This window comes from Rhizobium herbae (assembly GCF_019511375.1).
GTDB lineage: Bacteria > Pseudomonadota > Alphaproteobacteria > Rhizobiales > Rhizobiaceae > Pararhizobium > Pararhizobium herbae_A.
In genome coordinates, this window is the sequence record NZ_JAEUAO010000004.1 from 437,015 (window position 1) to 458,247 (window position 21,233).

The window sequence follows — 21,233 nt, forward strand, 5'->3', positions numbered from 1 at the left end:
CGGCGGGTTCATGCTTCCGATCTGCGATACCTACGAGAACCTGCGGCGGGACTTCCGCTGGCAGATTCCCGAAAAATTCAATATCGGCACCGCCGTCAGCGATGCCTGGGCAGCGCGCGAGCCGGAACGGGTCTGTCTTCAGCATTTCAGCCCCGAGGGGGCGCATCTGTCGCTGACCTACGGCACCTTTGCTGCCCGGTCTTCCTCATTCGCCCATGGTCTGCGGGCAGAGGGCATCCTGCCGGGAGACCGGGTCGCGATCCTTTTGCCGCAGAGCTTCGAAACGGCGATCGCCCACGTCGGTATCTACAAGCTCGGCGCCATTGCCCTGCCGCTGGCGCTGCTGTTCGGGATCGAAGCGCTGGAATATCGGCTGCGTGACGCAGGTGCCGCGGCCGTCGTCACCAATCGTTTCGGCCTGGAAAAGATCGCGGCCATCCGCGCGCAGTTGCCGGATCTGAAATGCGTCGTGCTTGTCGATGGCGAAGCGCCGGCAACCATCGCCTTTGCCGCGCTGGCGGAAGGCCACGCTCCGGTTTTTGTTGCCGCCGAGACGACGCCGGACGATCCGGCGATGATGATCTACACATCCGGCACGACCGGGCCGCCGAAGGGCGCGCTTCACGGCCATCGCGTCCTGCTTGGCCATATTCCCGGCTTCCAGTTCCATCACGCCTTCCTGCCGCAACCGGGCGATCGGATGTGGACGCCGGCCGACTGGGCCTGGGCGGGCGGGCTGTTGAACGCGCTGCTGCCGTCGCTGCTGCTCGGCGTTCCCGTCGTGTCATCGCCCGGGCAGAAATTCGATCCGCACATGGCTTTCCGCATTCTGGAGGAAATGGAGGTGCGCAACGCCTTCATCCCGCCAACGGCCCTGCGGCTGATGAAGTCGGTCGAAAATCCCCGCTCTCTCTACCGGCTCAACCTGCGCACCATCGGCTCGGCCGGGGAATCGCTCGGGCGCGAAACCTTTGAGCAGGCAAGCGAGGCCTTCGGCGTTCCCGTCAACGAGTTCTACGGCCAGACCGAATGCAACATCGTCCTGTCGTCGGCTGCCAATCTCGGCGTGCTGAAACCCGGCTCGATGGGCAAGGCCGCACCGGGTCATGAGGTGGCAATCATCGACGCCGAGGGAAGGGAGCTTCCCGCCGGCACCGTCGGCCAGGTCGCGGTGCGCCGGCCCGATCCGGTGATGTTTCTCGGTTACTGGCGCAATGAGGCGGCGACGGCGCAAAAATTCATCGGTGACTGGATGACGACCGGCGATCAGGGTGTTCAGGATGCCGAAGGCTACATCACCTTCTTCGGGCGCGATGACGACGTCATCACCTCGTCAGGCTACCGCATCGGTCCAGGCGAGATCGAGGACTGTCTGGCCGGTCATCCCGCCGTCCAGCTTGCAGCGGCGATCGGCAAGCCCGACCCGGTTCGCACCGAAATCGTCAAGGCCTATGTGGTGCTGAAGCCGGGGTATGCCGCAGGCGCCGAGCTTGCCGCCGAGATCCGCGACTGGGTCAAGATGCGGCTGTCGATGCACGAATATCCGCGCGAGATCGAATTCCTCGACAGCCTGCCGCTGACGACCTCCGGCAAGGTCATCCGCCGCATCCTGCGCGACAGGGCAATTGCGCAGGCGTGATCATTTCGAGCGCCGGGGCGTCAGTGCCCTGATCTTGTCGCGCAGCAACCGCGCCATGTTGCGGGTGTTGCGATAGAGGTGGAGCTGGGCGGCGACCTGGCGCACATCGCGGTCCCGGTTCTGGGCAAGACCGATCACCAGCGTGCCCATCTCATCCCGTTCCTCCCAGAAGCGGCTCATCACGGCATGATCCGGCGTCGCGCAGCTATCCGAACGCACGATGTTGGCATCGTCGAGATGCCATTCCGTCAGCTCGGCCATGAGCAGCTTGCCGGGCGAATATTTCGCATAGCGTTCGTCATAGGCCGTCTTCCAGGTATAGGCGTCGCCGGCCATCATGAACACGACCATCGACGCAATCGCCTGCCCGTCGAGGTCGAGCGTGTGGATGCGCACGCTGTCGGCTTCGGCCAGGTTGGTGATCGCCTCGCGGGCGAAGGCCGAGCGGTAGCGGTCGAGCACCATGGCGGTGCCCTGGCGGCCCTTCCAGCCGCTCGCTTCCAATGCCAGAAACTCCTCCATCCGCAGACGGATGTCGGCCGGCTGGCGGGCGACATTGTAGGACACGCTGCCGAGGGCTTCCAGGCGATTCCACTGGCGGCGCAACTCGCGGAAATGCGACGGGCTGATCGCGTGCCGCAGGTAGCTCTCGCCGTCCTCCAGGCTTTCCAGCATTGGCCGGGTAAAGGTGTCGGTAACGGTCAGCGGCAGATTCCGGCCGATGGCGACGGCGCGGGCGAGCTGGGCGAACTTGCCCATCAGGCGCACGTCGGGAAGCACGAGCACGCCGGGCAGGCCGGCCGAAGGGCTGGCAAAAGCCTCGTAGAGATTGTCGATGGTTTCTGCCGCGCCTTCGGCATCGAGCAGCGGCACGCCGAGCGGACCGAACGGGTTGGACCAGGCGCGGATGATCGGCGCGCCGATCGAGAACCCCGGCTTTTCGATCGAGAACGGCATCAGGAAGCGGATGCGGCTGCGGCGCTCGTCGTTGTCACGGATCAGGGCCAGGCGGATGATGCGGTCTTCCAGGCGCGGCATGGCGGGCGCCAGGAAGCGGCCGGTAAAGAAGACGTTCGGCTCCAGCGCCCGGTTGGAGAGGAAATCGAGTTCCGCCTGCAGTTCGTAGCCCTGGCGTGCCGGATAGAGGCAGAGCTGCCGGCCGGGGCGGCCGATGTCGATCGTGTTTTCAGCGATCGGGCGATCGGGCGCCGGCGGAACCAGGCCGCCGAGAATACGCGCCGACCGGCTGTTGGCATCGTCGGGTATGTGCGTGTTGCCGCCGGTCATGGTGGGGTGGCCTCTCCTTTGATGTGTCTGGTGTGCGGGTCGGCGAAGGCGAAGAGAACGATGCCGAAGGTGCGGCGAACGGCGACATGAAGAAGGATGGCCTCGACCACCATTGCGCCGGTCGTCGCAAAGGCCGCGCCTGTCAGGCCGAACATTGGAATCAAAGTGACGTTGAGCAGCAAGTTGGCAACGAGGGCGCCGGCATAAAGGGCGACGCACAGCGTCTGCCGGCCAGCCATGGTGAGCAGGGCTTCGGCGGGACCGACCAGCGCCTTGGCCATGATGCCGGCAAACAGGATCGCCATCAGCGGATAGCCTGAAACGAAACTTGGGCCGAACAGGGACAGCAGAAAGGTGCCGCAAAGAAGGACGAGACTGCCGACGCAGAGGGACGGCCAGAACGACCATTTGGCGCTTTCGACGGCGATGACAGCCAATTGCTGGCGGTCCGGACTGGCCATGGCGGCCGAAAAACGGGGGGCGGCGGCGGCTTTCACGGAAAACATGACGAAATGCACCAGCGCCATCGTCTTTGCCGCAGCAAAATAGATCGCGACGCTTTCCGGATCGAGATAGAGGCCGACGATGACGACGTCGGAATTGGTCAGCATGAAGCCGAACCCCTCGATCAGGAAGATCGGCACGGCGACGCGGATCCAGGTGGCGAATTCGATCCGGCGCGGCCCCGTGAGGTAGCGCCGGCGCAGCCGAAAGGTGAGGATGAAGAACTGGGTGGCGCTGGTGAGATAGGTGGCGGCCATGGCAGCGATCATCGCGGTCTGCGCGGTGTGCGGCTCGCCGATCGCCACGGCAAGCAGCATGAAGCCGAGGATGAGCACCGGCCGGATGATATAGGTTGGGCTCAGCGCCGAAACCGCCCAGCTGTGGGCGCGCGACGTCCCGTCCATCACATCGCCGAGCGCGATCATCGGCAGTGTGAAGATGCCGAGATAAAGCGGTACCAGATAGTAGCCGTCGATACGGTGGCCGAACAGCCAGAGCCCGCCAATGCCGACGACCGCAAGCGCCGTCGCCGAGACCAGGGCAAAGATACGCACCGTCGTCGTCAGCCCGCGGATTTCCGCCAGTGCGCCTCGGGCGTGGTATTGCGGCAGGAAGCGGATGATTGCCGTATGGAATCCGAGGCAGGAGAGATTGCCGAACAGCACGACCAGGACCCAGACGAAGACGAAGATGCCGTATTCGAAGTCGCCCATGACGCGGGCGAGGATGATCTGCGAGACGAAGGCGATGGCTGCGCTGACGACGCGGATGGCAAAGGCGACGAGCGCCATGCGCTGGGCAAGATGCTTGGGATCATTGCTCGTCAGGACGGGTCCGAGCTTTTCAAGCAGCGGCGACAGCCAACTCCGCAATGCGGGCGGCAATATTCGTCCGGCCGTTTGACACGCTGCCATGAACAAGGGAGTACCCGAAACTACGCAAAACAGGACGTCAGTCTTGCCAGAACAGCGTTAACAAAGGGTGGAGAACGAGGCAGCAGCCGCGCTGCTGACAACGACAATCGATATGCTATTGTAGGTTGCATTCGACGGCACAAGCAGCGTGCGCGAAACCAGCTTGCGCAACCGGCCAGCTAACGCGACCGGGAAGACGGGCTCCCCGGCTGTGGCAACGGCCTTGCTGTCGAAACTGGAGGTGATCTATGTGGCAAAAGCCATTTAGCGTCACGCTTATGGTGCGAAAAACCCGGACGGGCTGGTCAATAGCCGTCCGGGTAAACTTCGTAAAATAAGCAATAGGCAGGCGGGATTGCAGTCCCGTCTGCCACTCCAGAAATAAACCTTACTGCCCTGCAAATGCAAGCTGGGCACGGCTCTTACGCCTCGAACGCCCCGTGGCAGTGCTTGTACTTCTTGCCGGAACCGCAGGGGCAGGCTTCGTTGCGGGCGATCTTGCCCCAGGTCGACGGATCCTGCGGATTGCGGTTTTGCGGCGGAACGACATTCAGGTTGATGCTGTCGGCAAAATCGTCCTCGCCGGTGATCGGGTCGATATGGTGGCCGACCATCTGCGGTGGTGCCGGCTGCGGCGCCTCGGCTGCTTCGCGCACCAGTTCGACGCGCATCAGTTGTGCGGTAACGGCCTGGCGAAGATTGGTCAAAAGCGCCTGAAACAGCTCGAAGGCTTCGGATTTGTATTCCTGCAGCGGATCGCGCTGGGCATAGCCGCGGAAGCCGATGACCGAGCGCAGATGGTCGAGATTGACGATGTGCTCGCGCCAGAGGTGATCAAGTGTCTGCAGCACGACCGAGCGCTCGACATACAGCATGATATCGGGACCGAAACGCTCGGCGCGGTCGGCGGCGGCCTTGTCGGCCTCAGCAGTGATCCGTTCGCGGATGTCGTTCTCGTCGATGCCTTCCTCGGCCGCCCATTCGACGATCGGCAGGTCGAGGTTGAGCGAGTTCAGCACGTCGGTTTTCAGGCCGGCTGCATCCCACTGTTCGGCATAGGCCTTTTCCGGGATGCGCTTGGCGACGATGTCCTCGATGACCTCGTGGCGCATGTCGGCGACGGTTTCGGAGATGTCCGTCGCATCCATCATCTCGATGCGCTGCTCGAAGATCACCTTGCGCTGGTCGTTCAAGACGTCGTCGTACTTCAGCAGGTTTTTGCGGATATCGAAGTTGCGGGCCTCGACCTTTTTCTGGGCGCGCTCGAGAGCCTTGTTGATCCAGGGGTGGACGATAGCCTCACCCTCTTTGAGGCCAAGCTTCTGCAACATGCCGTCCATCCGGTCGGAGCCGAAGATGCGCATCAGATCGTCCTGCAGCGACAGGAAGAATTTCGAGCGGCCAGGGTCGCCCTGACGACCGGAGCGGCCACGCAGCTGGTTGTCGATGCGGCGGCTTTCGTGGCGTTCGGTCGCCAGAACGTAGAGACCGCCGGCGGCCAGTGCCTGCTCCTTGAGCTTCTGCACTTCGGCGCGGATGACCTGCTCGCGGCTTTCGCGTTCAGGACCTGGCTCGATATCGGCGAGTTCCTGCTGGATGCGCATGTCGGGGTTGCCGCCGAGCTGGATGTCGGTGCCTCGGCCCGCCATGTTGGTGGCGATCGTCACGGCACCTGGAACGCCGGCCTGCGAAACGATATAGGCTTCCTGCTCGTGATAGCGGGCGTTCAGGACCTGGAAGTTGGTGAACCCGGTCTTCTTCAGAAGCCCTGCCAGAAGCTCGGACTTTTCGATCGAGGTCGTGCCAACGAGGATCGGCTGGCCGCGCTTGTGGCTATCCATGATCTCGGCGATGATCGCCTTGAATTTCTCTTCCGCCGTCCGGTAGACCTCGTCGTCCTCGTCGATGCGCTTGATCGGCAGGTTGGTCGGTACTTCCACGACTTCGAGGCCGTAGATGTTGCCGAATTCCTCGGCTTCGGTCGACGCCGTGCCGGTCATCCCGCCGAGCTTCTTGTACATGCGGAAGTAGTTCTGGAAGGTGACCGAAGCCAGCGTCTGGTTTTCCGGCTGGATCGTCACCTTTTCCTTGGCTTCGAGTGCCTGGTGCTGGCCTTCCGAATAGCGGCGGCCCGGCATCATGCGGCCGGTGAATTCGTCGATGATGACGATCTCGTCGTTGCGGACGATATAGTCCTTGTCCTTCTGGAAGAGCTTGTGGGCCTTAAGCGCATTGTTGACGTGGTGGACAATCGCGACGTTCTCGACATCGTAGAGCGTCTCGCCCTTTAGCAGGTTTGCTTCACGCAGCAGGTTTTCGAGCTTCTCGGTGCCGACTTCGCTGAAGTTGGCGGAGCGCTGCTTTTCGTCGATCTCGTAGTCTTCCGGGGACAGGAGAGGGATGAACTTGTCGATGGTGTTGTAGAGTTCGGACCGGTCGTCGAGCGGGCCGGATATGATCAGCGGCGTGCGCGCTTCGTCGACCAGGATCGAGTCCACTTCGTCGACGATGGCGTAGAAGTGGCCGCGCTGGACCATCTGGCTGCGCTCATACTTCATATTGTCGCGCAGATAGTCGAAGCCGAGTTCGTTGTTGGTCGCGTAGGTCACGTCGCAGGCATAGGCGGCGCGGCGCTGGTCATCGGTCAGCCCGTGAACGATGACGCCGGTGGTCATGCCGAGGAAACCGTAAACGCGGCCCATCATCCCGGAGTCGCGCGTCGCGAGGTAGTCGTTGACGGTGACGACGTGCACGCCCTTGCCGGCGAGCGCATTGAGGTAGACGGGCAGCGTCGCCACCAGCGTCTTGCCTTCACCGGTCTTCATTTCGGCGATGGATTTCTCGTGCAGGATCATGCCGCCGATCAGCTGCACGTCGAAGGGCCGCAGGCCAAGGACGCGGCGGGCGGCCTCGCGCACCACCGCAAAGGCTGGAACCAAAAGGTCGTCAAGCGTCTTGCCATCGGCGAGTTGCTTGCGGAATTCCACGGTCTTTGCAGCCAGTGCCTGGTCGGAAAGCGCTTTGGTTTCGGCTTCCAACGCATTGATGGCATCCACCCTGGCCTTGTAGCCGCGCACACGCCGGTCATTCGATGATCCGAAAATTTTGCGGGCGAGGCCGCCGAGACTGACCATAAGAATGGTCCTTTCCTGTATGTCGCCAACGCGGGGGAATTTCCGCGAAATACTATGAAACGCCCGGAACTGTTCTGGACGCGAGGTTGCGTGACAGATAAGAGGGGGGTCGAATTATGTCAACGGGAGTTGAGGCGCGCCAAGGCTACAGAACGGCCACAATCTGATGATGTGGAACGTTTTTCAGGCCGGCCGCGAGCACGGTTCCGGATAGCACAGGTGGAAGGTACGAGGATGTTGAAATACAAGATGCTTGCGGCGGTTGCCCTGGTTGCCGTCATGGCCGCCCAGACGCCGGCGACCGCGCAGGATGCCGCCGATCCTGTCATCGCCAAGGTGGGCGATGCCGAGATCCACAAGTCCGAGCTCGACCTGGCCCTTACCGGCCTCGATCCGCAGCTCGCCCAGCTGCCGGAAGAGCAGAAGCGCGCTGCAGCCCTTTCGGGCCTGATCGACGTCAAGCTGCTTGCCAAGGATGCTTCCAAGGAAGGACTGCAGGATGATGCGGCCTTCAAGCAGCGCATCGCCTATCTGACCGAACGCGAGCTGCACAATGCCTTCTTCAAGAAGCACGTCGTGGACGCCGTGAAGCCGGAAGAAGTCAAGGCGCGCTACGACGCTGAAGTCGCCAAGATTACGCCACAGGAGGAGGTCAAGGCGCGCCATATCCTGGTGAAGACCGAGGACGAAGCCAAGGCGATCATCAAGGATCTCGACGCTGGCAAGGATTTTGCGACACTCGCCAAGGAAAAGTCGACCGACCCGAACAAGGCAGACGGCGGCGATCTCGGCTATTTCACCAAGGACCGCATGGTTCCGGAATTCTCCGAAGCCGCCTTCAAGCTCGAGAAGGGCAAGTACACGCAAGCGCCGGTGAAGACCCAGTTCGGCTTCCATGTCATCCTGCTCGAAGACAAGCGCAAGCAGGCGCCGCCGCCGCTCGCGCAGGTCGAGCAGCAGGTCAAGCAACTCGTCATGCGCGACAAGTACATCGCCCTCCTGACGACCGCCAAGAAGGCGACCGGCGTCGACATCACCGATCCGGCGCTCAAGAAGGCCTATGACGAAGCCAACAAGCCCGAGACTGCGAATTAATCAGGCGCCCCTCATCCGGCCCTCCTTTTTGAGAGGAAGGGCGACCACCTTCTCCCCGCTTGCGGGGAGAAGGGACAAGCGGCAAATTCGGTCTTGCCACTCCCCGCTTGCGGGAGAGCGTCAGGGTGAGGGGCCCTTGTCCTGGAAATCAATTTCTCCTTTCCCGGCTTGCCGGGCTTTTTGCTAAAAGGCAGATCCATGTCCGGTTCCGTTTCTCCGCTTGCCCCGAAATCATTCGCCGACATGCCGCCTCTGCGCGGTGTCCGCATGGCGACCGCCGCCGCTGGCATCAAGTACAAGAACCGCAACGATGTGCTGCTGATGGTCTTCGATGAGCCGGCCGCCGTCGCCGGCGTTTTCACCCGGTCGCGCTGCCCCTCGGCCCCGGTCGATTTCTGCCGCCAGAACCTGCGGGGCGGCGTTGCCCGCGCCGTGGTCGTCAATTCCGGCAATGCGAACGCCTTTACCGGCAAGAAGGGCAAGGCGGCGACCGAGCTCACGGCGCAATCTGCGGCGCAAGCCGTCGGTTGCTCAACCGGCGAAGTCTTTCTTGCCTCGACCGGCGTGATCGGCGAGCCGCTCGACGCGGCGAAGTTCGCTGGCGTTCTCGGCGACATGACGGTTCAGGCGACCGACGATTTCTGGTTCGAGGCCGCCAAGGCGATCATGACCACCGACACCTATCCCAAGGTTTCGACCCGCAGCACCGACATCGGCGGCGTTAGGGTCACCATCAACGGCATCGCCAAGGGCGCCGGCATGATCGCGCCGGACATGGCGACCATGCTCTCCTTCGTCGTCACCGACGCCGATATCGCGCCCGAAGCCTTGCAGGTGTTGCTGTCCGAGGGAACCGGCCCGACCTTCAATTCCATTACTGTCGACAGCGACACCTCGACGTCCGACACGCTGATGCTGTTTGCCACCGGTGCGGCCGCCAGGGATGGCCAGAAGAAGGTGTCGGATGCTGCCGATCCGGCCCTTCAGGGCTTCCGTGACGCGTTGAACGACCTGCTGCGCGACCTTGCCCTGCAGGTGGTGCGTGATGGCGAAGGCGCCCGCAAGATGGTCGCGGTCACGGTCGCGGGCGCCGAAAGCGATCAGGCCGCCAAGCGCATCGCCCTGTCGATCGCCAACTCGCCGCTCGTCAAAACGGCCGTTGCCGGCGAAGACGCCAATTGGGGCCGCGTCGTCATGGCCGTCGGCAAGTCCGGCGAAATGGCGGATCGCGACCGGCTGGCGATCTGGTTCGGCGATGTTCGCGTTGCCGTCGAGGGCGAACGTGATCCGTCCTATTCCGAAGCCGCGGCAACGGCGGTGATGAAGGAGCAGGATATCGCCATCCGCGTCGAGATCGGTCTCGGCTCCGGCAAGGCGACGGTCTATACCTGTGATCTGACCAAGGAGTATGTCGAGATCAACGGCGATTATCGGAGCTGATTTAGAGCCTCGTTCGTTCAATGACGCGCATTCTGTTGGCTCAAATCGGCCGATCCACAAGAAGGATGGCGCGGAGCGATGCCATCACCATCGGTCAAGCCGTCCGACGCAGTGGGCGGCCGATTTCAGCCAACCCGGAGGGCCGGATGCTTTTTTCTCAGAAAGCGGGCTTTTGTCTTGAGCGTACTTTAAGGTATGCCCTTCGACAAAAGCCCGCTTTCTGAGAAAAAATCCTTCGGCAGAATGCGCATCATTGAACGAACGAGGCTCTCAGTGCAGGACATGAATCCCAAAGCCGACCTGCCGAATGTCCGCCGCCTGGAAGCCGTCGGCTTTCGCGCCTGGCCGGCGGCATCGGTGCAGTATGACGGCAGCTGGCTGATCCGGCTTACGGCGGGGCATGATTCGAAGCGGTTGAACTCCCTCAATCCGCTTGACCCGTCCGACTACCGCGATCTGGAAATCCGCCTTGAGAAAGCCGCCAGGCGCTTTGCCGAATACGGACGGCCGCTGACGGTGCGGCAGACGCCGCTGGCGCCGCCGCAATTGATCGCCCACATGGATGCCAACGGCTGGCAGTACTTTTCGGAAACCATCGTGATGATGGCCGATATTCCACCGAACGACACGACGGAAGCGATCGAGCACCTGCCTCTTCGCGATGTTGGCCGGTTCGTCGACGCCCGCTTGCAGATCTGCGGTGAAAGCAGCCAGGGCAGGGCAGGCCTGGCCGAGGTCATCAACGCCATCAAGCCGGAATGCGGCCTGTTTCTGTTCGAATCGCCAGAGCACGGTCCAACCGCCGTGTCGCTTGCGGTTCACGACAACGATCTCGCCGGCATTCTCGCCGTTGCCGTCGCGCCGGGTGTCCGCCGGCAGGGCATCGGTGCATCTGTCGTCAATGCCTCGCTGCGCTGGGCCCGTTTGCGCGGTGCCCGGACGGCATGGCTCGCGGTGGACAGCGACAACGAGGCGGCGATTGCGCTTTATCGCAAGTTCGGGTTCAGGGACGTCTATCGCTATTCCTACAGGCGGCAGGGGACCTCGCGATGAGCCCTCCGGAGCGGAACATTCTGTTGGTGGCGGCCTGCGCACTGGTCGACGGTGATGGCCGCATCCTGCTAGCCCAGCGCCCTGAGGGCAAGTCGCTCGCCGGTCTCTGGGAGTTTCCGGGGGGCAAGGTGGAGCCGGGCGAAACGCCGGAAGAGACACTTATTCGCGAGCTGGACGAGGAATTGGGCATCCGCACCAAGGTTGCTTGTCTCGCACCGCTGACTTTCGCCAGCCACACTTATGACAGCTTCCATCTGCTGATGCCGCTCTATGTCTGCCGGCGCTACGAGGGCGTTGCCCACGGGCGGGAAGGACAGGCCGTAAAGTGGGTTCGACCGAAAGCCTTGCGGGACTATCCGATGCCGCCGGCGGACGAGCCACTTATCCCCTACTTGATGGACTTGCTCTGATCAAATCCCGGAAATTTCGATTTCATTAATCGAACATTTATCACCCTCACGCAAAATCGCCTTCAGTGAAGTGCCGGTGTCTACGGTTACGGGATGATCCCCGCGATTGGCACCGGTCGTATATCGGCGCGGACATGGTCTGGAGCGGTGAGAATGTACCGTCTTCAGGTTAGCGCAGGCATTCGAGAGGCAGACGATGGTTGACGACGATTTTTGGAGAACGGTTCAGGACAAGGATCTGGTGACGAGCCAGAGCCGTCGGACTGGCGTGCTCAACCTGTCGCTGCTGTTCGGAACGGCCGTCATTGCGTTGACCCTGATCTTGACACCGATGCTGGCGTCGAAGTCGGACAAGAAGGTGCTCGCGGATGCACCGATCGACTACGACAATATCTCGACCGGCTCCATTCCGAGCAGCCCGAACGCCAAGCGCTACACGGTGCGCCGGAGCGTGCTGCAGGAAATGCCGGGCGCCGTCTGCATCATCGACGGTGATGGAACCAAAAGCGGCTGCTGAGGCCTTTGTGCCGGGCATGCGCCCGGTCCACGTTCGCTGCCAGCCTGGACCGACGCGGTCCGACAACGATGCGCGCATGCCCGTCCTTTCCGGATGACCTCATCCGCGGGACATGCGCCTGACAGGCTGGGAGCATATGAAGACACTCGCCCATTTCGTGACCGACAAATCCGGCGCCACGGTGGTCGAATACGGCCTCCTGGCAAGCCTCATATCGGTTGCAATAATCGTCGGTTTCGGAGGCTTTTCGGATTCCCTGCTGGAGGTGTTCGACAAGATCAGCACCGCGATCAACGGCGCTGCCTCCTGACGTGTCTCACTGATCTTTCAGCGGCTGTTCGCGTGTGCCAAGGGCATCCGACAGCCTTCGTTTTGCCGAGCCCGGCCTCAGCGGCTTCTGCTGGCTTTCATGCGGCGCCCAGCCGGAAATGTAGATGATCGACAAGGTGGCCCGAATGCGGCCGTCCGGATCCGAGAAACGATCCGCGTAGATTTCCGCGGCCCTGAGGAAAAATTGACGGGTGAGGGGCTTGCGGCTGCGTGCGGCGAGCGGATTGGTCATGCCCATCGCCCGGAGGTCCTTCAGCAGCGCAAACAGGCTATCGTAGCGCACGGTGTAGGTTTCCGTGTCGGCGACCGGCAGCGCAAAGCCCGCCCGCTGCAGCAGCGCGCCGATATCGCGGACATCGGCAAAGGGAATGACGCGGGGGCTGGCGCCGCCGGTCATCTCGCTCTCTGCCGCAAGCAGGACCTCGCGCAATTCCTGCAGCGTGCCGCTGCCGGGGATGGCTGCAAGGAACAGGCCGTCCGGCTTCAGCGCCCGGCGAATCTGGATGAAGACGCCGGGCGTGTCGTTGGTCAGGTGTAGCGACAGCGGCGAGACGATGAGATTGGCCGATTCCGGCGCTAGCGGCACCGTCTCGAGCGAGGCGACCGAGACGGTATCATCGGCCCTTGCGAAGACCTCGTCGATCTCGACGCGCTCGATGTCGGACACCTTGCCGGTCTCGGCGAGGAACGCGGCGGTCAGCCCGGTATAGCCGTGCAGCTCGACGGCCTTGTCGAAATGGCGCTCGACGACGCTCAGGCGCTCGGCGAGCTCGCGGCCGGCGATCTCCAAGAGGAATTGCGCCTTCGGGTCGCCGTTGCGCAGCGCCCGCTTGCGGCGGGCTTCGATGAGTGTCTGGTCGAAAACGATATCCACGGTGGCTCTCCAATAATCCGATCGCCCAATAATCGGGTCGCCCGAGAATCTGGTCGCAATGAAACCCGCCTCATCGTAAAGTCAACCTCATGCGGGGCGAAGAGGCGGAAAATCCGGGATGGCGGCTTGGCAGGGGCTTGCGCGCTCTGATCGCCGCGGCGGTCGATGCCGTCTATCCGCCGGTCTGCGCCGGGTGCGGCCGCATGGTTGGCCAGCATCGTGGCGTGTGTCCCGCCTGCTGGGCGACCTTGCGGCTGATTGAGCGGCCGTATTGCGAGGTTCTCGGCCTACCGTTCTCGCATGATCTCGGTGCCGGCATACTTTCGGCCGATGCCATCGCCAACCCGCCGGTGTTTGACCGTTTGCGATCGGTCGCCATCCATGACGGCATTGCCCGCTCGCTCGTCCACGGCTTGAAATATCGTGACCGCACCGATCTCGCCATCATGATGGCTGCCTGGATAGTCCGCGCCAGCGACGGGACCGTCGAGACGTGCGATGCGATCATTCCCGTTCCCCTGCATGCCTATCGGCTTTGGGGGCGCCGGTTCAACCAGTCGGCCGAGCTTGCCCGCGCCATCGCCCGGCTCTCGGGCAAGCCTCATCTCGCGACCGCCTTGATCCGCACCAAGCGGACGGCGCGGCAAGTCGGGCTTGGCGCTCAGGCACGCGAGGACAATGTGCGCGGTGCCTTTGCCGTCACAGAGGCGGGCAGGACAGCCGTGTCCGGCAAGCGCGTCGTGCTGGTCGACGATGTCTACACGACAGGTGCTACGGTTTCGGCGGCGACGCGGGCGCTGAAGAAGGCGGGAGCCCGGGATGTCACGGTTTTGACCTTTGCAAGAGCCATGTCCGGCCTTATATGACAGGAAAGGATGCCGGCAGAGGGCCGGTGAAGGAGCAGATCAAATTATGGCTTCGGTAGTGATCTATACGCGTCAATTCTGCGGTTATTGTTCAGCGGCGAAGAAACTTCTCGAAACCAAGGGGGTCGAATTCGAGGAGCATGATGCCACCTATGCGCCGGAGGTGCGGCAGAAGATGATCGAGCGGTCGAACGGGGGAACGACCTTCCCGCAGATCTTCATCAACAACGCCCATATCGGCGGTTGCGACGACCTGCACGCGCTCGACCGTGCCGGCAAGCTCGACGAGATGCTTGCCGCATAAGGAGACGTTCGATGACGTTCAAGGCTGCAGCGATCCAGATGTGTTCCGGCGTCGATCCGGCGAGGAACGCCGAGACGATGACCCGGCTCGTCCGGGACGCGGCCTCGCGCGGCGCGATCTATGTCCAGACGCCGGAAATGACCGGCGCGCTGCAGCGCGACCGCGCCGCGATGAAGGCAGCCTTGCGCGATGAGGACGGCGACCTGATCGTCAAGGCGGCCTCGGAGCTCGCGGCCGAACTCGGCATCCATCTGCATGTCGGCTCGACGGCGATCGGACTTTCCGACGGCAAGATGGCCAATCGCGGCTTCCTCTTCGGCCCCGACGGGAGCAAGATCACTCACTACGACAAGATCCACATGTTCGACGTCGATCTCGACAATGGCGAGAGCTGGCGGGAGAGCTCGGCCTATACGCCGGGCGGCACGGCGCGGCTGGTGAACCTGCCGTTTGGCAAGCTCGGCTGCGCGATCTGCTACGACGTGCGCTTTCCCGAACTCTTCCGGGCGCAGGCTGCGGCCGGGGCCGAAATCATGTCGCTGCCCGCCGCCTTCACCCGCCAGACCGGCGAGGCGCATTGGGAGGTGCTGCTTCGGGCGAGAGCGATCGAAAACGGCATGTTCGTCATCGCCGCCGCGCAGGCCGGCCGGCATGAGGATGGCCGCGAGACTTACGGTCACTCGATGATCGTCGACCCATGGGGCGTCATTCTTGCTTCGGCCGGCGGCAGCGGCGAGGCGGTCGTACTGGCCGAAATCGCTATTGCGGCAGTTGCAGCCGCGCGGGCGAAAATTCCGAACCTGAAAAACGGCCGGGCGTTTTCGCTGGAGGAAGTGCCGCTCGCTGCTGCGGGAGGTGTGGCGGCTTGATCAAATACACGCTTTCCTGTGACAGCGGCCATTCCTTCGATGGCTGGTTTTCGTCGAGCGCCGATTTCGACCGGCAGGCGGAGCTTGGGCTGGTTTCCTGCCCGGTCTGCGGCTCCGTGTCCGTTGCCAAGGAACTGATGACGCCCTCGGTTTCGACCGGCCGCAAGAAGGACGAAGCGAAAGTCCTGATGATGGATCAGGCGCGCAAGGAGGCGGTCGCCAAGATCCGCGAACTGGTGACGGCGATTCGCGAGAACGCCGACGACGTCGGCGAAAAGTTTCCCGAGGAAGCGCGCAAGATTCACTATGGCGAAGCCGAGCAGCGCGGCCTGATCGGCAAGGCGACGGCCGACGAGGCGCGGGCGCTCCTCGACGAGGGCATCGAAATCGCACCGCTGCCGGTGCTGCCGGACGATGTGAACTGATGGCGGGCGACGGTCGTCACCATCTGTGCAGAAGTGGCCTTTGCCCCTCACCCTAACCCTCTCCCCGCAGGCGGGGAGAGGGGACGTGCCCGGCTTAACCGCCGGAGAATGGCGGCGGGCGCGGGGAATTGCCTTCTTCCCGCCCTGGTGGGGAGGCCCGGCAGGGCGAATAAGGGGCCACGGCGTCACCCGATCATTGTTCTTTACTGTGTTCGCCGAGTCAGGAGAACGCTTTATCTCTCTTTGTCACAGTCCCAACTGGTCGGAAGGCGTCGAGCGGCTGGAGCATCTCCATGACAACGGCGCAACGGCGCGCGCCTTCACTTTCAAAGAACCCTTCGCCGCTGATGGCGGAGCCTACGTTATCGACCCGCAGCGAGTCCGCTCGATTGCCGAGGCAACGGCGGCGGGCAGGCCGATCTGCTTGCCCATGTTCAGTCGCTGAAAGTCTAGCACCGGCGCGAGGGGCGGGGATGTTGGGCCTGTCGCGAAAGAGCGCTTGTCGCTATTGCCGCGCTCGCGCCCTGCTGTACTATGAAACAATACCCGATACGGATGAAGGGCCCGTACACACGGTGGAAATCGTGCGCGTGGTGGACGGCAGGCGGGACCTGACGACGCTTTTCCGGTAGGACGGGGTCCATATCCCTGCGCCTTCATTTTCAAAGAACCCTTCGCCGCTGATGGCGGAGCCTACGTTATCGACCGGCAGCGGGTCCGCTCGATTGCCGAGGCAACGGCGGCGGGCAGGCCGGTCTTCTTGCCCATGTTCAGTCGCTGGAAAGTCTAGCATGGGCGCGAGGGGCGGGGATGTTGGGCCTGTTCCGGCGGGTCGTGCCAAACGGATGCCCGGTACTTGATGCTATCTTACCCCTGATCCGGCCTGCCGGCCACCTTCTCCCCGCAGGCGGGGAGAAGGGACGAGCGGCACACGCCGCATTCCCCTCTCCCCGCCTGCGGGGAGAGGTCAGGGTGAGGGGCAAGAGGGCAGTCGAACTGGGTGATGCGTCAAAAGGTGACGTCGATGCTGCGGAAGTGGCGTTTCTTCTTTGGGATGTCGTTCTCCTTCCCGCTCTTCTTGCCATCGTCGCTGAGGATCTGGACGAGGCCTTTTTCGGGGTAGATGACGAGCGCCTCGGCGGTGAAATCGCTCGGGAACTTGGGCGGCAGTTTTACCGGCGGGCGTTCGTCGCCGCTCCAGGAGTAGAGCGAGAATTTTCCGCTCTTGCCCGTGTCGCCCTTCGTCTCGGGGCCGGCGATGACGAGATAGAGCGGCGGAAGGAAGCCGGTCCAGTCGATGCCGCGAATGCCGCGATCGCCGAGGTCGAGCATGTGCGGCTTGCCGAAGCGGGGTTCCTCGCCGTGCTCGGTGACGGCGGCGGGGTTGGTCAGGCGCAGCACCGGCGCCATCTTGTCGATCAGCGGCGTGCGAAAGCCGATCAGCAGGTCACCCTCCGGGGTGGCGGCGAGGCCTTCGATATTGATGTCGGTGCCGGGGCGGTGCAGTTCCTTCTTCAGATAGCCGCGCAGGCTCTCGCAGGGTGTGCCGATGGGCTCGAGCGTCGGGCCGCCGGCGGTTCGGACGATTTTCGAGGCGAACAGGACGGAGCGGCCGCCGGCGTTGCCGCCGCCGGCAGGCCGGGAGAACGAACTGATCCAATAGACCTTGTCGGCGATCCTGGCGGCTGCCTCGATGTCGGACGTCTCGCTGCCGAGGAAAGTCTTGAACTTCAGCGCCTGCACGGGCTTGGCGATGCCGCGGCGATAGATCTGCAGGGTGTTGGTTTCGTCGCTGGCAACGACGAAATGGCTCTCGTCGAGGGCGACCGCGGCCGAGGCTTCGCAGATGCCGATATAATCCATCGGCTCAGCCTGGGCGTCCGCTACCGGGAGAATGCCGAGGGATGGGATTTTCATCGCGACATTCCTTTTTTACTTTGCCGGCGCGGGGGCGGTCCGCCAGCCCAGAACACATGACAGCGGCGCTCCCCTCTGACCTGCCGGGCATCTCCCCTCAAGGGGGGAGATTGGCCCGAAGCCGCTTCCTTGCTCTAGAGATGTCACGACGTGACGGAGGGGGTGTTTTCGACACTGTCGCGCACTATGAGGCCGGGCGTCTGGCCACCAGCATGTAGTTGACGTCCATATCCTTCGACAGATTCCACTGGTTGGCAAGCGGATTGAAGAAGACGCCGGTACGGTCGGTCACCGTCATGCCGCTCGCTTCGATCGGCCTTTCGAGTTCCTCGGGGCGCACCAGTTTTTCGTATTGATGGGTGCCGCGCGGCAACCAGCGAAGCACGTTTTCGGCGGTGAAGATGGCAAGCGCCGCCGCCTTGATCGTCCGGTTGATGGTGGCGACGAACATCAGGCCGCCCGGACGGACCATCGAGGCGCAGGTGCTGATGAAAAACTCGACATCGGCGACATGCTCGACCACTTCCATGTTGAGCACGACGTCGAAAGTCTCGCCGGCTTGCGCAAGCGCCTCCGCCGTCACTGCGAGATAATCCACGGCGACGCCGCTGCCGGCCGCGTGGGTTTTGGCAATCATGATGTTCTTTTCCGACGCATCGGCGCCGACCACATCGGCACCCATGCGGGCCATCGGCTCGGACAGAAGGCCGCCGCCGCAGCCGATATCGAGGAGGCGCAGGCCCTTCAGCGGTTGCGGCGCCTTGGCGTCACGGCCGAAATTTTCCGAGACGCGGTCGCGGATATAGGTGAGACGCACCGGATTGAACTTGTGCAGCGGCCGGAACTTGCCCTTCGGGTCCCACCACTCGGCGGCCATGGCGGAAAAGCGGTCGACTTGCGCCTGGTCGATGGTGGTACGCGCTTGTTCGCTCATGGCATCTACTCCGTGCAACATGTGTCTGCTGAAGTCGGACGATCGGAGGCGAAAGTCAAGGGTTGGGAAGGCCCTGCGGCGACTGACGCCCTTTCAGGCAGCGGTCGAATTTCGGCAAACGGTACTCGGGGTGCTCGATCTGATATTTCTGAAGCTCGTCCATGATCCTCTCGAAGATCTGGAAGGCCGGTTCCTGCGCGTTGGCTAGACAGGCTGGCAAGCGGGCGCAGGCATGGCCGGACAGGCCGATCTCGCGCTGGACGCGGACCTTGCTGTCCTGATGGCTCGAGACCAGCATCGCGCCGGTGCAGGCCCGATCGCGGCCGCATTTGCGGGTCCTGCAGATCCTCCAGATCAGTTGAGTGGTCAAGAGAGCGCGGCATCGGTGCTCGTGATCGGCGGAAAGGCGTTTTTCGTAGTCGGTGAAGTCCGGTTTGGGCATGAGATACTCCGAGGGTGAGAGGGCGGCCGGGTATGTTCACGCGGCGGCTTTTCGCCCGTGTTTCACGTCATTTGCGGTTCGCCGGCCTCATGAGCCAGGCGGGATCGGCCGGGGCACATCGGGTGCCTCAGGTAAGTTGTAATGGGTGACACGCGATGTGCCCCGTCTCGGTGGTTTCTACCTGCAACTCTTGGTTTCTCTGCGGGGATGGCGGCACCTTTTTCCGGTACAGGGTAACGCTCGCAGCTTTCGCTGCCGCGCCACGAAAGGCCTGTCCTTCGACACGCCAGTCGCCGGTCCTCATGTGTGCCTCACAGGCACGCCCCGCCCTGTTTCAGACGAGAGGGAAACCATTTTCTGCAGGCCCCTGCGGCCGCGCCTGCGTTTCAAACACAGACCGAAGGCACCGGCCCCGCCTCGCCGGCAACGCTATCCGGTGTATCCGATGGCGGGACGAGAGGAGTATGGCACAGGTGCAAAAGGCGGGGATGAACGGGGATGAAGGGGGATGAATTTCACGCATTGCGACGGCCAAGATGGCCAAGGGAGCCACCCCACGCAAAGTGGTGCGCGGGGGGGCCAGGTCGCGCCGCATGCAATGGCGAATCAGTAGCATCATTCGGAATTCATGCATTCACGCAATTGGGTGAGAATGGCCGCGGTATACATGAAAGAGCCCGTCACCTTGGTGGCGGGCTCCAAAATGGCTTGAGAATACATCGCCGCTAAAACGCTCTCCCCGAGGGGAATCAAAAACGCTCTGGTGTTAAACGCCGTTCCGGTTTCGACCAAGGCAACAGCAGATGAGAATTAGACATTGCTCATGAAGAAGTCCAATCACCATTGTGGGGGATGTGAAAGCGAGCGTGATTTACCGTTGAACAAGCGCCTCAATCCCGGTCCGGGGCGCCGAGCGGGAAGAAGCCGCGATACGGCCGGGCCTCGTCGACCGCGCGGGCAAAGGAGGGGCGGGCGAGAAGACGGGCGCGGTAGGCGCGGGCGTTCGCCAATGCCTCAGGGATCGGATGGACCCAGTCGGCATAGAACAGCGACGGGGCGGCGGCGCAATCGGCGAGGCTGAACGCATCGCCGGCCGCCCATTCGGACGTGGCGACCGCGCCGTCGAGCCAGGCATAGGCGTTGTCGAGCATCGCTTTCGCCTCGCCGACACCATAGGGATCGCGGTCGGCTTCCGGCCGGATCTGGTTGAACACCACCTTCTGCATCGGGGTCATGACGTAGTTGTCGAAGAAGCGGTCCATCAGGCGGGTCTTGAGGGCAGCCCTGGCATCCGCGGGGATCAGGCGGACGGGGCCGGGATGATTGAGCGCCAGATATTCGATGATGATCGTTGATTCCAGCACGGTTTCGTCACCGTCCTTCAGGACCGGCATCCGCTTCATCGGCCAGAGCGCGCACCACTCGGTAACGGTCTCCGGCGTCTCCTCGCCAAGCATGCGCAGCTCGAACGGCGTGCCGTTTTCGTAAAGCGCGGTGATGACCTTCTGGCAGTAGGACGAGAAGGGGTGAGCAAAGAGCTGCAGTTTCATCATATCCTCCCGGACCAATCTTGTTTTGAAAGCAGTTTCTTTGTAGAATGACTGATCCTATATTGCAAGCGGTTTTGGCGACACAATGGACACGACCCACCGATCGGGCTGCCCGATCAACCTGACACTGGAAATGCTCGGCGATCGCTGGAGCCTGATCGTCATCCGCGACATCATGTTCGGCAACCGCCGGCATTTTCGCGAACTGCTCACCCAATCGGAAGAGGGCATAGCCTCGAACGTGCTGGCCGACAGGCTGAAGCGGCTGACGGAGAGGGGACTTTTGTCGCGCACCGACGATCCGAGCCACAAGCAGAAGGGCATCTACAGCCTGACCGAGCCATCCATCCAGCTCGTGCCGCTTCTCGCCGAGATGGGCGCCTGGGGGCGCCGGCACATGCCGGTGTCGGAAGAGTTGTCGATCCGCGCCGAACTGCTGGAACAGGGCGGGCCGCCGATGTGGCAGGCGTTCATGGAGGAACTCAGGGCCCTGCATCTCGGCGCGCCAGTGCCGGAGCGCTCGGTATTTGGCGAGCTGCAGGCGGCATATCTCGCGGTGGTGGCGAAGAAAGGCGAAGCCATCGCGGCTGAAGGGGCCTGATGGCCGGCCATGCCCGATAACACCTTGCGACGGGGCTTTGCCCCTCACCCTAACCCTCTCCCCGCAAGCGGGGAGAGGGGTGGTTTTCCGTCAAGACGGGGAGAAGGTGCCCGGCAGGGCGGATGAGG

Annotated in this window: 21 protein-coding genes and 1 pseudogene; 14 read left to right on the top strand and 8 right to left on the bottom strand. The window is 62.9% G+C overall.

Going from position 1 to position 21,233, the window contains the following annotated elements; translation table 11 throughout:
- Positions 1-10 precede the first annotated feature (10 nt).
- Positions 11-1,639 (top strand): AMP-binding protein, encoded by a 1,629-nt coding sequence (locus JNB71_RS18915; protein ID WP_220373325.1) that lies wholly within the window; start codon positions 11-13, stop codon positions 1,637-1,639.
- Here JNB71_RS18915 and JNB71_RS18920 read toward each other — a convergent pair whose 3' ends face one another.
- The 3 genes from JNB71_RS18920 to secA all read right to left on the bottom strand — a co-directional run bounded on the left by JNB71_RS18920 (position 1,640) and on the right by secA (position 7,478).
- Positions 1,640-2,926, bottom strand: a complete 1,287-nt coding sequence (locus JNB71_RS18920) for a GNAT family N-acetyltransferase (protein WP_220373326.1) — start codon at positions 2,924-2,926, stop codon at positions 1,640-1,642.
- Complete coding sequence (locus JNB71_RS18925; protein ID WP_220373327.1) at positions 2,923-4,344, bottom strand: lipopolysaccharide biosynthesis protein; 1,422 nt, start codon at positions 4,342-4,344, stop codon at positions 2,923-2,925. Before JNB71_RS18925 ends, JNB71_RS18920 begins: the two co-directional genes overlap by 4 nt.
- 422 nt (positions 4,345-4,766) lie before the next feature.
- On the bottom strand, positions 4,767-7,478 hold the full coding sequence (secA, locus tag JNB71_RS18930) for a preprotein translocase subunit SecA (RefSeq protein WP_220373328.1): 2,712 nt from the start codon (positions 7,476-7,478) through the stop codon (positions 4,767-4,769).
- A 234-nt stretch (positions 7,479-7,712) separates the two neighbouring features.
- On the opposite strand from secA, the gene JNB71_RS18935 reads away from it, so the two are divergent.
- The 6 genes from JNB71_RS18935 (at position 7,713) to JNB71_RS18960 (ending at position 12,303) form a co-directional block, all read left to right on the top strand.
- A complete protein-coding gene (locus JNB71_RS18935) occupies positions 7,713-8,573 on the top strand; it encodes a peptidylprolyl isomerase (RefSeq protein WP_220373329.1) in 861 nt (286 codons plus the stop codon).
- A gap of 198 nt (positions 8,574-8,771) precedes the next feature.
- Positions 8,772-10,013 (top strand): bifunctional glutamate N-acetyltransferase/amino-acid acetyltransferase ArgJ, encoded by a 1,242-nt coding sequence (gene argJ, locus JNB71_RS18940; protein ID WP_220373330.1) that lies wholly within the window; start codon positions 8,772-8,774, stop codon positions 10,011-10,013.
- Positions 10,014-10,295: 282 nt separating this feature from the next.
- Positions 10,296-11,066, top strand: a complete 771-nt coding sequence (locus tag JNB71_RS18945) for a GNAT family N-acetyltransferase (RefSeq protein ID WP_220373331.1) — start codon at positions 10,296-10,298, stop codon at positions 11,064-11,066.
- Positions 11,063-11,476, top strand: a complete 414-nt coding sequence (gene mutT / locus JNB71_RS18950; protein ID WP_220373332.1) for an 8-oxo-dGTP diphosphatase MutT — start codon at positions 11,063-11,065, stop codon at positions 11,474-11,476. The genes JNB71_RS18945 and mutT overlap by 4 nt, the downstream gene beginning before the upstream one ends.
- Positions 11,477-11,672: 196 nt before the next feature.
- Positions 11,673-11,993, top strand: a complete 321-nt coding sequence (locus JNB71_RS18955; protein ID WP_112854999.1) for a hypothetical protein — start codon at positions 11,673-11,675, stop codon at positions 11,991-11,993.
- Between the two features lie 136 nt (positions 11,994-12,129).
- Positions 12,130-12,303, top strand: coding sequence for a Flp family type IVb pilin (locus JNB71_RS18960; RefSeq protein ID WP_223215913.1), 174 nt, complete (start codon positions 12,130-12,132; stop codon positions 12,301-12,303).
- A gap of 6 nt (positions 12,304-12,309) precedes the next feature.
- Here JNB71_RS18960 and JNB71_RS18965 read toward each other — a convergent pair whose 3' ends face one another.
- Positions 12,310-13,197 carry a methyltransferase domain-containing protein gene (locus JNB71_RS18965; RefSeq protein ID WP_220373334.1) on the bottom strand — a complete coding sequence of 296 codons (888 nt, stop codon included), beginning with the start codon at positions 13,195-13,197 and terminating at the stop codon, positions 12,310-12,312.
- Between the two features lie 89 nt (positions 13,198-13,286).
- Here JNB71_RS18965 and JNB71_RS18970 point away from each other — a divergent pair, with 89 nt between their 5' ends.
- The 6 genes and pseudogenes from JNB71_RS18970 to JNB71_RS24540 form a co-directional block, all read left to right on the top strand.
- Positions 13,287-14,063 (top strand): ComF family protein, encoded by a 777-nt coding sequence (locus JNB71_RS18970; RefSeq protein ID WP_220373335.1) that lies wholly within the window; start codon positions 13,287-13,289, stop codon positions 14,061-14,063.
- Between the two features lie 46 nt (positions 14,064-14,109).
- Complete coding sequence (grxC, locus tag JNB71_RS18975; protein ID WP_018327057.1) at positions 14,110-14,367, top strand: glutaredoxin 3; 258 nt, start codon at positions 14,110-14,112, stop codon at positions 14,365-14,367.
- 11 nt (positions 14,368-14,378) lie between these two features.
- On the top strand, positions 14,379-15,236 hold the full coding sequence (locus JNB71_RS18980) for a carbon-nitrogen hydrolase family protein (RefSeq protein WP_220373336.1): 858 nt from the start codon (positions 14,379-14,381) through the stop codon (positions 15,234-15,236).
- On the top strand, positions 15,233-15,661 hold the full coding sequence (locus tag JNB71_RS18985) for a DUF1178 family protein (RefSeq protein WP_220373337.1): 429 nt from the start codon (positions 15,233-15,235) through the stop codon (positions 15,659-15,661). Before JNB71_RS18980 ends, JNB71_RS18985 begins: the two co-directional genes overlap by 4 nt.
- An 85-nt stretch (positions 15,662-15,746) precedes the next feature.
- On the top strand, positions 15,747-16,106 hold the full coding sequence (locus JNB71_RS18990; protein WP_346657288.1) for a DUF3291 domain-containing protein: 360 nt from the start codon (positions 15,747-15,749) through the stop codon (positions 16,104-16,106).
- Between the two features lie 79 nt (positions 16,107-16,185).
- A pseudogene (locus JNB71_RS24540) lies at positions 16,186-16,293 on the top strand (type II toxin-antitoxin system RelE/ParE family toxin); the annotation flags it as partial.
- A 376-nt stretch (positions 16,294-16,669) separates the two neighbouring features.
- On the opposite strand, the gene JNB71_RS18995 reads toward JNB71_RS24540, so the two are convergent.
- From JNB71_RS18995 to JNB71_RS19010, 4 genes are all read right to left on the bottom strand, one after another.
- Positions 16,670-17,578, bottom strand: a complete 909-nt coding sequence (locus tag JNB71_RS18995; RefSeq protein ID WP_220373338.1) for a DUF3616 domain-containing protein — start codon at positions 17,576-17,578, stop codon at positions 16,670-16,672.
- A 184-nt stretch (positions 17,579-17,762) separates the two neighbouring features.
- Positions 17,763-18,512, bottom strand: coding sequence for a bifunctional 2-polyprenyl-6-hydroxyphenol methylase/3-demethylubiquinol 3-O-methyltransferase UbiG (gene ubiG, locus JNB71_RS19000; protein WP_220373339.1), 750 nt, complete (start codon positions 18,510-18,512; stop codon positions 17,763-17,765).
- Between the two features lie 55 nt (positions 18,513-18,567).
- Complete coding sequence (locus tag JNB71_RS19005) at positions 18,568-18,954, bottom strand: hypothetical protein (RefSeq protein ID WP_220373340.1); 387 nt, start codon at positions 18,952-18,954, stop codon at positions 18,568-18,570.
- An 890-nt stretch (positions 18,955-19,844) separates the two neighbouring features.
- Entirely contained in the window at positions 19,845-20,504 is a 660-nt protein-coding gene (locus tag JNB71_RS19010) for a glutathione S-transferase family protein (protein ID WP_220373341.1), read from the bottom strand.
- A gap of 85 nt (positions 20,505-20,589) precedes the next feature.
- On the opposite strand from JNB71_RS19010, the gene JNB71_RS19015 reads away from it, so the two are divergent.
- Positions 20,590-21,105 carry a winged helix-turn-helix transcriptional regulator gene (locus tag JNB71_RS19015; RefSeq protein WP_220373342.1) on the top strand — a complete coding sequence of 172 codons (516 nt, stop codon included), beginning with the start codon at positions 20,590-20,592 and terminating at the stop codon, positions 21,103-21,105.
- Positions 21,106-21,233: the final 128 nt, after the last annotated feature.